This window comes from Flavivirga aquimarina, assembly GCF_030540835.1.
In the GTDB taxonomy this organism is placed as follows: domain Bacteria; phylum Bacteroidota; class Bacteroidia; order Flavobacteriales; family Flavobacteriaceae; genus Flavivirga; species Flavivirga aquimarina.
Genome location: NZ_JAUOEK010000066.1, coordinates 65,120 through 78,476, shown reverse-complemented (window position 1 = coordinate 78,476; position 13,357 = coordinate 65,120). Strand labels below are relative to the sequence as shown.

Here is a 13,357-nt window from a genome sequence, read left to right as displayed (position 1 = left end):
GAATTTATGATGAATGCCACATATATAGAAAAAGAAAAAAAATCTAATGAATCCTTTGTAAAGGGAGATTTGGTAAACTTCGATAACGAAGCCTTTTATAAAATCTCAAACAGTGATGCTATGCGTCCCTTTTTTATGAGTATTGTTAGCGACTCCAACCATTGGATGTTTATTTCAAGTAATGGCGGTTTAACAGCCGGAAGAAAAGACTCGAATGCCTCATTGTTTCCATATTACACAGATGATAAAATAACCGAATCTGCCGATGTTACAGGAAGCAAAACAATCTTTCAAGTTTATTTAAACAATAAAACACATATATGGGAGCCTTTTTCCGAAAGGCAAATGGGGACATATAAAACCCAAAGAAATCTTTATAAAAACGTTTACGGAAACAAAGTTGTTTTCGAAGAAATTAACAAGGACTTAGGGCTTACATTCAGATATCAATGGAATTCAAGCAATCAATTTGGCTTTGTGAAAAAATCAACCCTAATAAATCATTCAGACACAATAATAAAAGTCAAACTTCTTGATGGATTACAAAATATACTTCCATGCGGTATAACTTCAGACTTTCAAAATAGCGCAAGTAATCTGGTTGATGCCTATAAGAAAAATGAATTAGATACAAATACAGGTCTAGGCGTTTTCGCATTAAGCGCTATTATTGTTGATAAGGCAGAACCTAGTGAAGCTTTAAAAGCTAACATTGTTTGGTCTGCCGGAATAGACAATCCAACCTATTTAATATCATCATTACAACTGAACAATTTTAGAAAAGAATTGGCAATTAGTCAAGAGGTTGATATTAGAGCCGAAAAGGGTGCTTATTTTATTTCATCCGATTTAGAATTGAAACCGCAATCAAGAAAAAACTGGATGTTTGTTGCGAATGTAAACCAAACCATTTCTGGAGTCATCCAAATATCTGAAAGTATCAAAAACCTCTCAAATATTTCTGAAATAGTTCAAAAAGACATTGACGCCGGAACAAAAAAACTAATCAAGTTAACAGGAGCTTCAGATGGCTTACAACTAACAGCAGACCCATTAACCAATACCAGACATTTCTCTAATACCCTATTTAATATAATGCGTGGAGGCATTTTTGATGACGGTTATAACATAGAAAAACAAGATTTTATAAAATACATTTCAAAAGCAAACAAAAATGTATTTAGCAAAAAGAAAAACACATTAAACGCCTTACCAAACTTGTTTTCTTTAAGAGACATCAAAGCTTTTGCAGAAAAAAGTCAAAACCATGATTTTAAAAGACTCTGTTTTGAATATTTACCGCTAAAGTTTAGTAGAAGACACGGAGACCCTAGCAGACCTTGGAATAAATTTTCCATTAATACCAGAAGCGAAATTGACGGTTCTAAAATATTAGATTACGAAGGAAACTGGCGAGACATTTTCCAGAATTGGGAAGCTTTAGCTCATGCATATCCTGAGTTTATGGAAAGCATGATTCATAAGTTTTTAAACGCCTCAACATTTGAAGGTTACAATCCGTATCGAGTAACCAAAGATGGTTTCGATTGGGAAGTTATTGAAGAAAACGACCCATGGTCGTATATTGGTTATTGGGGAGACCATCAAATTATATACCTTTTAAAATTCCTAGAATTTATAGAAAACCATTACCCAAATCAATTAGAAAAAAGATTCAATGAAAAGCTATTTGTTTATGCCAATGTTCCTTATAAAATTAAAAGCTATGAAGACATCCTAATAAACCCTAAAGACACTGTCGATTTTGACTATAAATTAAACGATCTAATTAATGAAAGGAAACAAGAATTAGGAGCAGATGGAGCTTTAATTACAGATACAAATTCAAAGATTTATAAAGTAAATTTAATTGAAAAACTATTAGTTACCGTATTGGCTAAGCTTTCAAACTTTATTCCAGAAGGTGGCATTTGGTTAAATACCCAAAGACCCGAATGGAATGATGCAAACAATGCACTTGTTGGTAATGGAGTGTCTATGGTAACCCTTTATTATCTACAACGTTTTTTCAATTTCTTCGAAAAAATAATATTAAAATTAGATTTAAATGACATTGAAATCTCAAAGGAATTACATGTCTTTTTCAAGCAAATATTTATTACACTGCATACCAATAAAAACATCTTAAAAGGCACAATATCTAATCAAGACAGAAAAAAGATTCTGGACAGTCTGGGTATGGCAGGAAGCACTTATAGGTTGACTATTTATAAAAATGGTTTTTCAGACGAAAAATCCAGTATTACTAAATCAGGGCTCTTAGAGTTTCTTAGCATTACAAAATTATATTTAGAACATAGTATTAAAGCAAATAAACGTGTAGACGGTTTATACCATGCCTATAATTTAATGACGGTCGAAAACGAAAACGAAGTCTCTATCTCATATTTACCTGAAATGCTTGAAGGGCAAGTAGCAGCTTTAAGTTCAGGTTATTTATCTCCTTCACAAGCTTTAGAATTATTAGACGGGTTAAAAAACAGCCCCTTGTTTAGAAAGGATCAATACAGCTACATTTTATATCCAAATAAAGAATTACCAAGATTTGATAAGAAAAACAATATTCCTATAGAACAAGTAGAACAATCTGATTTATTAAAGCAATTAGTAAAAAACAGTAATACAGATATTATCGAAAAAGATATTTTAGGAAACTATCACTTTAATGGTAATTTTAATAACGCAAACAGTCTAAAAGAAGCCCTTACTCATTTACCCGAGACCTATCATAGTCTAGTAGAAAAAGACACAAAACAGCTACTAAATACTTTTGAAGACCTTTTTAATCATAAAGCTTTTACCGGACGATCAGGAACTTTTTTCGGTTACGAAGGACTCGGGTCTATTTACTGGCATATGGTATCTAAATTATTATTAGCCGTTCAAGAAAATTGTTTGTCTGCTATTAATAATAAAGAAAGTGACGAACTAATAGGAAAACTATTAGATCATTATTACGAAATTCAGGCAGGAATAGGTGTGCATAAGTCACCAGAATTATACGGTGCTTTTCCAACAGATCCATATTCACATACCCCAGCAGGAAAAGGTGCACAGCAACCCGGTATGACTGGTCAGGTAAAAGAAGATATACTATGCAGACTAGGTGAGTTAGGCGTTTATGTAAATAACAGTTCCATCACATTTAATCCACGTTTGTTACGCACAGAAGAGTTTTTAAAAACCTCGAAAGTTTTTAAATATACAGATGTAAAAAAGGTAGAAAGAGAAATTCAATTAGAAGCAAATACACTTTGTTTTACCTACTGCCAAATCCCTATTATTTATAAACTATCAAATCAAAACGGAATCCATGTCGTCTTTGAGAAAAACAAACATATAGAATCAGAAAAACAAAGCCTTGATATAGAAACGAGCAGGCAAATTTTTCAAAGAACAGGAACTGTTTTACAAATTATAGTTTCAATAAAAAGATAATGTATAAATGCCTAAAGGGCATAAAATTCAACACATGAAAACATGTTTAAAGGACATATTAACTCTAACTGTTTTGATTACTGTGTTTGGATGTAATGAAAAACCTGAAGAAAAAATGACTATAACAGCTGCAGATATTTTAGGCAACCCAGAATATTTAGCAATTTCATATGGAGGTTATCGTACAAAAACTAGAGATAACCAACCCACGATAGATGAATTAAAAGAAGATTTCAGAATCTTGTCAGCTATGGGAATTAAAGTGTTAAGAACTTATAACGTGCACTATCCACAAGCATCAAACCTACTGGAAGCCATAAGTCAATTGAAAAAGGAGAATTCAAGTTTCGAAATGTATGTCATGTTGGGAGCATGGATAGATTGTAAAAATGCATTTAACTGGGAGCATGGAGAACCAAATCATAACGAGGAAAGCGAAAGGAACTCCGTTGAAATAAATACTACAATCTCTTTAGCCAAAACCTACCCGGATATTGTAAAAATAATTGCAGTAGGTAATGAAGCCATGGTAAAATGGGCGACCAGTTACTATGTACAACCAAACGTTATTTTAAAATGGGTTAATCATCTACAAGATTTAAAAAAACAAGGCGAATTATCCAAAGATTTATGGATTACAAGTTCAGATAATTTCGCCTCATGGGGAGGTGGTAGCAGTGAGTACCATGTTGAGGATTTAAATGCGCTCATTAAAGCTGTAGATTTTATTTCTATGCATACTTACCCAATGCATGACACACATTACAACCCTGTCTTTTGGAACCTTGAAGGTATTTCTGAAGATGCATCAAAATTAGATATGGTAGATAGCCTAATGCTTAAAGCCAAACAATATGCCGTACAACAATATAATAGCGTTTTTAATTACATGAAAAGTCTTGGGGTAAACAAACCCATACACATCGGTGAAACAGGCTGGGCTACAGTTTCAAACGGTCATTATGGAATAAAAGGATCCAGAGCTGTAGATGAATACAAAGAAGCCTTATTCTACAAACACATGAGAGCGTGGACTAAAAAAGAGAACATGTCCTGCTTCTATTTTGAAGCTTTTGATGAACAGTGGAAAGATGCTAAAAACTCTAAAGGTTCAGAAAATCATTTTGGGTTATTTACTATAGATGGAAAAGCAAAATACGCGCTTTGGGATTTAGTAGACAAAGGCTATTTTAAGGGGTTAACTCGAAATGGAAACCCCATAACCAAAACGTATAACGGGGACAAAGAAGCACTACTAAAAGATATTTTACTACCAAATTTTGAAAATGTTCTAATACAAGAATAATATGAGAATATTTATTTTAATACTGCTAATTGGTTGTCTATGTTTTTCCTGCAAAGAACAACATAACACGATTTCTATATCCGGAAGACAAATACTAACAAACAATCAACCTTATATAATTAAAGGTATTTGTTATCATCCTGTACAAAAAGGTAGTAAAAATAGAAGCTTCGAAACCTTAGGTCAAGATCTTACTTTAATGCAGGAAGCTAGTATTAATACGATTAGAGTTTATAAACCTATCACCGATATAACTGTTTTAGACAAAATTAATGAAGCCAATATGAAAATTGTTCTTGGTTTTGGGTATGACCAAGGAGGGGTTTTCGATATTAAATCTGGGACTTTTATAGACTACGTTAACAAATACAAAACACATCCTGCAATTTTAATGTGGGAACTAGGTAATGAATACAATTATCACCCAGAATGGTTTGAAGGCGATATAAAAAATTGGTATAAAGCCATGAATAATGCTGCCGCTAAAATCCATAAAACAGACCCTAATCACCCTGTTACAACCGCACATGGAGAACTTCCCGATGAATTAGCTTTAAACTCGTCCCCTAATATTGATGTTTGGGGAATCAATGTATATAGATGGGATAATCCTGGAACCATATATACCCAATGGAAGACTGTAAGTAATAAACCCATGTATTTCTCCGAAGCCGGTGGTGATAGTTATATGACTATTGAAAGTGACGGGTTCTCACAAGGGATTAATGAAGATGCACAAGCTGTGGCCAACAAGAATATATTAAATAGTGTCTTTAACAATATTGATGTTTGTTTAGGAGTAACAATGTTTTCATTTACCGATGGTTGGTGGAAAGCAGGAAACCCAAACCAGCAAGATATTGGAGGATGGGCTCCTAAAAGTAGTGGCGTACCGTATGATGGTTCACCAAATGAAGAATACTGGGGAATAGTTGATATAGATAGACATAAGAAAAAAACCTTTGAGGTTATTAAAGCCCAATATCTAAAAAAACCAAACGAATGAAACAGATTAACTATATCATACTAATTATGGCGATATCGATCTTAACAGGGTGTAATGAGGGTACCAATAATTTGAATGTAGAGGTTTATGAAACCTCAGCAAAGGGCAATAAGCTTACAAAGCTTACATCATTTACAAAGGTTGATTCTGTGGTTAATATCAAATTAAACCCCGAAAAAACATTTCAGACCATTTCTGGTTTTGGAGGTGCTTTTACAGAATCTTCTGCTTACCTGTTAAACAGACTAAGCAAAAAAAATAGAGACACTATTTTAAAAGCATACTTTGCTAAAGAAGGAGCTAGATATTCATTAACAAGAACCCATATGAATTCTTGCGATTTTTCCCTAACAAACTACTCTTATACCCCAGTTGAAGGTGATAAAAACTTGGAGCATTTTACCATTAAAGAAGACATAGATGATTTAATTCCTATGATAAAAGATGCTATGGCAGTATCAGAAGATGGCTTTAAAATATTCGCTTCACCATGGTCTGCAGCACCTTGGATGAAAGATAATAACAGTTGGGTTGGAGGTAAACTTTTACCCGAATATTATGATACATGGGCGTTGTTCTTTTCTAAATATTTAGACGCTTATAAAAATGAAGGAATTGATATCTGGGGGTTTACTGTTGAAAATGAACCTCATGGGAATGGTAACAATTGGGAAAGCATGCACTTTAATCCAAAAGAAATGACTGACTTTGTTCAGTTTCATTTAGGCCCAAAATTAGAAGCCGATGGTTATGGCGATAAAATTATTTTAGGCTACGATCAAAACAGAGCCGGCTTAAAAGAATGGGTAGATGAAATGTATCGAGATGAAGCATCTTCAAAATACTTTCACGGAACTGCGATACATTGGTATGAAAGCACCTATGATTATTTTCCTGAAGCCTTACAATATGCCCATAATAAAGCGCCAGATAAATATTTAATAGAAACAGAAGGTTGCATAGATTCGCAAATTCCTGTTTGGAAAGATGATGCATGGTACTGGAAAAAAGAAGCTACCGATTGGGGTTGGGATTGGGCACCAGAAGAACAAAAACATTTACACCCAAAATATGCACCTGTAAACCGGTATGCAAGAGATATTATTGGTTGCCTTAATAATTGGGTTGACGGTTGGGTAGATTGGAATATGGTTTTAGACAGACAAGGTGGTCCAAACTGGTTTGAAAACTGGTGTATAGCACCAGTAATTGTAGACCCAAATGAAGATGAAGTTTACTTCACACCGCTTTACCATACCATGGCTCATTTTAGTAAATATATAAGACCAGAAGCAAAAATTATTGAAGTAGAAAACTCCGATAAAAAACTTATGGCTACAGCTGCAAAAAACCCTGATGGCTCCATTGCAGTAGTGCTTTTTAATGAATTTAATACCCCAAAAACTATAAACCTATCACTCTATGACAAGATGGTGGAAATTACAATTGATGCACAGGCTATTCAAACGATTGTAATACCAAATAAAGTATAAAAAGAAGTTTAACTAACTAAACCAAAATAATATGTCTAAAATAAAAACTGCTGCTAAAGATAGAGTTCCTATAGGACAGAAAGCCGCTTTCGGAGCAGGTCATTTTATACTAAACATTTTACCGGGGACGTTAGGTGTTTTTATTCAATTTTTCTTGCTAACAGCATGGGGTGTAGATCCATTGTGGGCTGGTTTATTAGGTGGACTACCAAGAATTTTTGATGCTATAACCGACCCTATCATGGGTTTTATTTCTGACAATACAAAATCTAGATGGGGACGAAGAAGGCCTTATATTTTTCTTGGTGCCATTATAAGTGGTATCCTTTTCTTCTTAATGTGGCAACTTGATGATAACGCTTCTCAAACATATATTATTTGGCATGTTATGGTGTTACAAATTCTCTTCCTTGTGGGTAACACAATGTTTGCAACCCCATTGGTAGGACTAGGTTATGAAATGACATCAGATTATAATGAACGGACTCGTTTAATGGCTTTTTCAAATACTATGGGACAGATTGCATGGATGATTGTACCGTGGCTTTATGTAATTATTCCAGACTCAAATACATTTAACACCCAAACAGAAGGCGTTCGAACTATGGCACTTATTGTGGGTGCAATGTGTGTTCTTTTTGGAATTTTACCAGCGCTTTTTTGTAAAGGTATCGATTCCGCTCATATGGAAAACCGAAAAGAAATTAATTTAAAAACCCTGTCTGCAAATATAAAAGAACTGTTTGAAGGTATTATACAGGTGTCTAAAAATAAGCCTTTTACAAAATTATGTGGCGCAACCTTTTTAGTCTTTAACGGCTTTCAACTCGTTGCTGCATTTGGAGTTTTTATTATAGTGTTTTATATGTATAATGGCAGTTATGAATTAGCAGGAACATGGCCTGCTTGGTTTAATACAATTAACGCTATTATTACTGCATTTATAGTGATTCCTATTATTTCAAAAATGGCAAATAAATGGGGTAAGAAAAACGCTTTTATAATATCAACCACCCTATCAATTGTCGGTTATCTATTAAAATGGTGGGGCTTTGATAAAGAACTCAATGCAAAATTCAATAAAACAGGATTAGGAGAAAGTCTTAATTCTGGGGTAGGCTCCATATTCGAAACTTTAAATCCTATACTTAATGATATTGGAATGTCATGGTTTAGTATAGACCCAGGGAGTGATATACCTTGGTTAATGTTTGTACCTATTCCATTATTTGCTTTTGGAATGGGAGGATTATTTACCTTAATGATGTCTATGACTGCCGATGTTTGCGATTTAGATGAGTTAGAGAACGGCATGCCTAGAAAGGAAGGCACCTTTGGTGCTATTTATTGGTGGATGGTTAAACTTGGCCAAGCTATTGCCCTTGTTTTAGGCGGATTAATTTTAAAGATTGTAGGGTTCGACCCTAACATTACCGAACAATCAATAGAAACCATGAATAGACTCCGAATAGCTGATATCGTAATTCCATCATTAACCGCAGCACTAGCAATATGGGTCATGTGGAAATATAGCCTTAATGAAGATAGAGCCAGAGATATAAAAAAGCAATTAGTAGAAAGACGAGGAGAAATTTAAAAGTTTAATACAGCACAACATGTCATACAGAGCAGATAAAATAATGTCATTGTCTGGAGGAGAACTAGACAAGAAGACAACAAAAGGGTTACAAAACTTATTCAATCGCATTCTAAAAAGCGGTATGCATGGCCTGGGTTTTAGCCCCTATGAAGAAGGACAAGAACCAGGAAATCAGCTTTCTGAAAAACAAATTAGGAGACGAATGAAAATTATTAAACCCTATACAAAATGGATTCGTTCTTTTTCATGTACCGATGGCAATGAATTAATTCCTGTAATTGCAAAAGAATATGGTATTAAAACACTTGTTGGAGCATGGTTAGGTGATGATGATGAGATTAACAAAAAAGAAATAGCAGGTCTTAAAAAATTAGCTAAAGAAGGCTCTGTTGATATTGCTGCTGTTGGAAACGAAGTGATGTACAGAGGTGATTTAACAGAAAATGAATTATTAAATTTTATCTACGACGTAAAAAATGAGGTTACCAATGTTCCTGTTGGTTATGTAGATGCCTATTATGAATTTACTCAACGACCTAAAATTACCGAAGCTTGCGATGTTATTTTAGCAAATTGTTATCCCTATTGGGAGGGCTGTAGTATAGAGTACTCTTTAATCTATATGAAAGATATGTACAACCAAGCAGTTAAAGCTGCAAATGGTAAAAAAGTGATTGTTACAGAAACGGGTTGGCCTTCACAAGGAGAAGGCTTGCAAGGCGCACTTCCCTCATTTGAAAATGCTATAAAGTATTTTATCAATACCCAGCATTGGTCGAAAACAGATGAAATAGAATTGTTTTATTTTTCTTCTTTTGATGAATCATGGAAAGTAGGTGCAGAAGGAGATGTAGGTGCTTATTGGGGGTTATGGGATAAGTATGAAAAACCAAAATTTCATAGAAAGCCATTACTGTTTGATGCGGCTGGCTTAAAGCCCTAACTATATTTTGCACAAATAAAAACTACTAACGGAACCAATAGTTTAAAATTAGTTAAGAAATAGAGTTTCATAATTAATTTAGTTTGTTGGAAAAAGCGTGTGATTTTGTTATCATGCGCTTTTTTTATTTATCACTGGCAAGTTTACATTTGTTACAAATATTTCTTTACTTTGTGTAAACCTTCTCTTGTTCATGTTTGATGATATCCTAACTGCCATTCCTTTTGGAATAATTCTAGCTTTTACAATTGGCCCAGTGTTTTTTGTACTTTTAGAAACAGGTGCTACTAAAGGCTTTAGAAGTGCTTTAATATTCGACTTAGGTGTTTTATTTGCCGATGCCCTCTTTATTATTGTTGCTTTTTATAGTACGAATAATTTTAGAGGAAAAATAAGCAATGACCCTAGTTTTTTTATATTTGGAGGGGTTCTATTAATCGTTTATGGGATTATCTCTTTTATAAAAACATCAAAATCTTTTAGAGCCATTGTTAAGGAATATCACAAAGTAGAAATTCAAAAAGACTACGGTAAACTTTTTATAAAAGGTTTTTTACTTAATTTTATAAATATAGGCGTTTTAATTGGTTGGTTAGGTTTTATGGTATTGGGAGATTCGCTGACCAAATCAGAAAACGGTGATATCATTTTTGTAGTTACTATGGTTGTCTCTTATTTTATTACAGATATTATTAAAATTGTTATTGCCAAAAGATTAAAAGCAAAATTAACCCCTCGACTTATTTTTAAAACCAAAAAAGTAATCGCTATCGTTATTTTAGGTTTTGGAATTTTATTATTTGTTCAAGGTTTATTTCCAGAGACTTACGAAAAAAACAAAGAAAAATTAGAACAAATAAGTCCTATAAAAGAAAAACTTTCAGAATAAATTCGGAAGCTTTTTTGAAGTGTCGAACAGGTTCGAAAAGCAAACTCAAATATAACACGCATCAAGTGTAAATCTAATCTTGGACACAAATTTAAAAGGGCTGTCTAAAAATCAAAACATTTAAGTTTTTAGAGATTCTTCATTGCATTCAGAATGGCACTTTTTAGACAGCCTCTTTTTATGATAAAGTATAAACTTTAATCATATACACATTAACTATATTAATTTGCTTCTACAAATCTCCAACGAGTGGCATCTCCTGTCCAAGAAGAAGGAACTTGATTGATTCTTATATCTGTTTCATTACTATGAGTACTTAAATCGTTACCATTTATAGAACGCATCTTTTTACCAGAAGAACGATTTACTACGAATGAATATGTGTTATCAATATCATCAATTCTCCATTGCACAAATGTTGCCGTTCCAGAAAAAGAGTTTACCCCATATATATTTGAATAATTACTATTATTAGTTGGACGAAAGTACATTTTAGATCCTCTATTTCTAAACCTAACATATCCATTATCTGTAGGAACAATTTCCCATTGAGTAAAATCTCCAGTATAACTTGAAGGTGCTTGTACTATTAATGTGCCATTTGTTCCATTACTATATGGCTTAATTCTATCACCACTTTGTTTATTTTCTATAAAATAATATTGAGTATATTTATCTTTAAAATTTTGACCAGCAGTTGTTAAACTTCCATTAGATTGGCTAATCATATTCCAGCTATTATACAAAACCAATCCATCTACGCCAGCATCTATAGCTGCATCTATTCTGGTAGCAACACCAGAAAATTTCACATTATTGTTCGTTTCTGAATCCCAAACAGGTAAATTTCCTGCTTCTTGTATATAATCAGGCCATAAAGAGTGATTAAAACCTAAGTTATGCGTTGTTGCTATGGATATATAATTCTTAATATTTGTTTGTTGAAGAGATAAAATCCCAGCTTCTATACCCCAATCACATGATCCAACTAAATCGGCTCCATTTAATTGACCAGATAATTCTGAATATATATTATTAATTTGTCCAGCGTACCAAACATTTCCTGGTCGTCCATCTTCATTAAAAGGGTTTATCCAATCACATTCATAGTCTTGAGCAAAAGCTTTAATACGAGTTACAAGAGCGTTTTTAGCTGCTGTATTTTTAACAGATGAAATCGTACCATTAAGTATCCCATTAGCTATTCTCGCACCGCCACCACCTTGTGCAGGGTTTGCAAAAATTTTGAATCCTCTTGATTTCGCTTCATTAAAAAAGTAATCATACATAGTTTCATTTGGATTAACACCATCTGCAAAAATAGCAATACGAATTCCATTGACTCCCATCTCTTCAAAACCATCTAGAATATTATCTACCTCTGTAGTAGTGGTAAGTGCATTCGTAATTTGTGCTTGTTTTACATCTCCAAGTACATATTCTAAGTTTCCAACATAATGATGACCAGACGAAGAAGAAACCTTAAGGCTGCTGGTTGTAAGATTCGACATGTTTTCAACCGATTCTTCATTATCTGTTGGAGTTGAACAGGAATAAATTAGAAGTGCAGAAATAAGAAATAGATGAGTGCCCAATTTTTGTTTAATTTTCAACATAATTTTTGGTTTAAAGATTATTAATTTAGTTTGTAAATAAATGTTTGTAAACTTATACATGAAAGTTTCGTACACTTATGCTTTCAGAAGTACCGAAAAAAAAGGAAGAAAAAAAAGAAAGCACAACCCGAATTATCTCATTTTCAACATAATTGTACCCATATTGAGACAATACATTTCTTAATCTGAATTAGACAAAAGGATTTAACAAAAAAGGGACATGTGGTTTTACTAATATCTAATTAAATTTTTAGAAAAATTTTCCATAAAAAAACCTTCAAGAAAACTTGAAGGTTTTTTGAGGCGTCGAGCGGATTCGAACCGCTGTAGAAGGTTTTGCAGACCTCTGCCTAGCCACTCGGCCACGACGCCATTATAGAAATGCAAATTTAAAAAAAAATATAACTTTCCACTGCTTTAAATTACTTTTTACGCTTATCAGTCATTTTTATCGTTACCATTTCAACATCACCACCAATGGGCGGGTTTAATTTGCTTACCCAAACCGTTGCTTTTTTTACTAGCTTATCTTCATTAAAGATTCTATTAAGTATACGCCTTGCAACTGTTTCCAGTAAATGAGAAGGGATGTCCATTTCCTCTTTAATGATCTTATTTAAAAACACATAATCAACCGTATGAGATAACTTATCTGTCTTAGCAGAAGTTTGCAAATCTGCCTTAACTTCTAAATCAACACGATAATCGCTTCCTATTTTAGTTTCTTCTTTTAAACATCCATGATAGGCAAACACCCTAATGTTTTCAACTTTTATAATTCCCATTAATTTGTAAATAAATCAAAAATATTACTTATCGCGCTCGTTTTAGCTTTATAAAATTCGGTATAAGTACAGCGTGTACACGTTACAGAAGTAAATTTTTTATTTTGAACATCAAAAATTTTAGATAAGGTTCCGCCAGTAGCTCTCATTTCGCTTACTTCATATTCCGAACTATGACATTTAGGGCATTCATAATTTAAATTTTGCATGGGTTAAATATTTATAACGTTAATACTATTTACAGTATCCGTCTTGGTAAT

At 33.3% G+C, this 13,357-nt stretch carries 10 protein-coding genes and 1 tRNA gene; 7 read left to right on the top strand and 4 right to left on the bottom strand.

Translation table 11 applies throughout. The features are described 5' to 3' along the window. Positions 1-9: 9 nt before the first annotated feature. The 7 genes from Q4Q35_RS05150 (at position 10) to Q4Q35_RS05120 (ending at position 10,696) form a co-directional block, all read left to right on the top strand. Positions 10-3,459: a 1,3-beta-D-glucan phosphorylase, GH149 family gene (locus Q4Q35_RS05150; RefSeq protein ID WP_303276883.1), complete on the top strand. Its 3,450-nt coding sequence runs from the start codon at positions 10-12 to the stop codon at positions 3,457-3,459. Between the two features lie 34 nt (positions 3,460-3,493). Beyond that, on the top strand, positions 3,494-4,765 hold the full coding sequence (locus tag Q4Q35_RS05145; protein ID WP_303276871.1) for a glycosyl hydrolase family 17 protein: 1,272 nt from the start codon (positions 3,494-3,496) through the stop codon (positions 4,763-4,765). Position 4,766: 1 nt separating this feature from the next. After that, a complete protein-coding gene (locus Q4Q35_RS05140; RefSeq protein WP_303276870.1) occupies positions 4,767-5,771 on the top strand; it encodes a glycoside hydrolase family 2 TIM barrel-domain containing protein in 1,005 nt (334 codons plus the stop codon). Then, entirely contained in the window at positions 5,768-7,264 is a 1,497-nt protein-coding gene (locus Q4Q35_RS05135) for a glycoside hydrolase family 30 protein (RefSeq protein ID WP_303276869.1), read from the top strand. The genes Q4Q35_RS05140 and Q4Q35_RS05135 overlap by 4 nt, the downstream gene beginning before the upstream one ends. A 31-nt stretch (positions 7,265-7,295) precedes the next feature. Next, the gene (locus Q4Q35_RS05130) at positions 7,296-8,861 is read left to right on the top strand and encodes an MFS transporter (RefSeq protein ID WP_303276868.1); all 1,566 of its coding nucleotides are present in this window, start codon (positions 7,296-7,298) and stop codon (positions 8,859-8,861) included. A gap of 19 nt (positions 8,862-8,880) precedes the next feature. Next, on the top strand, positions 8,881-9,807 hold the full coding sequence (locus tag Q4Q35_RS05125) for a glycoside hydrolase family 17 protein (protein ID WP_303276867.1): 927 nt from the start codon (positions 8,881-8,883) through the stop codon (positions 9,805-9,807). 193 nt (positions 9,808-10,000) lie between these two features. Beyond that, complete coding sequence (locus Q4Q35_RS05120; RefSeq protein ID WP_303276866.1) at positions 10,001-10,696, top strand: LysE family translocator; 696 nt, start codon at positions 10,001-10,003, stop codon at positions 10,694-10,696. A gap of 221 nt (positions 10,697-10,917) precedes the next feature. Here the strand turns inward: Q4Q35_RS05120 and Q4Q35_RS05115 are convergent, their stop codons facing one another. The 4 genes from Q4Q35_RS05115 to Q4Q35_RS05100 form a co-directional block, all read right to left on the bottom strand. Then, entirely contained in the window at positions 10,918-12,312 is a 1,395-nt protein-coding gene (locus Q4Q35_RS05115; RefSeq protein ID WP_303276865.1) for an RICIN domain-containing protein, read from the bottom strand. Between the two features lie 301 nt (positions 12,313-12,613). After that, positions 12,614-12,684, bottom strand: a tRNA-Cys gene (locus tag Q4Q35_RS05110). 50 nt (positions 12,685-12,734) lie between these two features. Continuing rightward, positions 12,735-13,097 (bottom strand): dihydroneopterin aldolase, encoded by a 363-nt coding sequence (folB, locus tag Q4Q35_RS05105; protein WP_303276864.1) that lies wholly within the window; start codon positions 13,095-13,097, stop codon positions 12,735-12,737. Continuing rightward, positions 13,097-13,306, bottom strand: a complete 210-nt coding sequence (locus Q4Q35_RS05100; RefSeq protein ID WP_303276863.1) for a zinc ribbon domain-containing protein — start codon at positions 13,304-13,306, stop codon at positions 13,097-13,099. Before Q4Q35_RS05100 ends, folB begins: the two co-directional genes overlap by 1 nt. Positions 13,307-13,357: the final 51 nt, after the last annotated feature.

Bases quoted from the DNA above. Each gene is read 5' to 3' on its own strand.
- Q4Q35_RS05100 (WP_303276863.1), bottom strand. From the start codon at position 13,306: ATGCAAAATTTAAATTATGAATGCCCTAAATGTCATAGTTCGGAATAT.
- Q4Q35_RS05150 (WP_303276883.1), top strand. From the start codon at position 10: ATGAATGCCACATATATAGAAAAAGAAAAAAAATCTAATGAATCCTTT.
- Q4Q35_RS05125 (WP_303276867.1), top strand. From the start codon at position 8,881: ATGTCATACAGAGCAGATAAAATAATGTCATTGTCTGGAGGAGAACTA.
- folB (WP_303276864.1), bottom strand. From the start codon at position 13,097: ATGGGAATTATAAAAGTTGAAAACATTAGGGTGTTTGCCTATCATGGA.
- Q4Q35_RS05115 (WP_303276865.1), bottom strand. From the start codon at position 12,312: ATGTTGAAAATTAAACAAAAATTGGGCACTCATCTATTTCTTATTTCT.
- Q4Q35_RS05145 (WP_303276871.1), top strand. From the start codon at position 3,494: ATGAAAACATGTTTAAAGGACATATTAACTCTAACTGTTTTGATTACT.
- Q4Q35_RS05140 (WP_303276870.1), top strand. From the start codon at position 4,767: ATGAGAATATTTATTTTAATACTGCTAATTGGTTGTCTATGTTTTTCC.
- Q4Q35_RS05120 (WP_303276866.1), top strand. From the start codon at position 10,001: ATGTTTGATGATATCCTAACTGCCATTCCTTTTGGAATAATTCTAGCT.
- Q4Q35_RS05135 (WP_303276869.1), top strand. From the start codon at position 5,768: ATGAAACAGATTAACTATATCATACTAATTATGGCGATATCGATCTTA.
- Q4Q35_RS05130 (WP_303276868.1), top strand. From the start codon at position 7,296: ATGTCTAAAATAAAAACTGCTGCTAAAGATAGAGTTCCTATAGGACAG.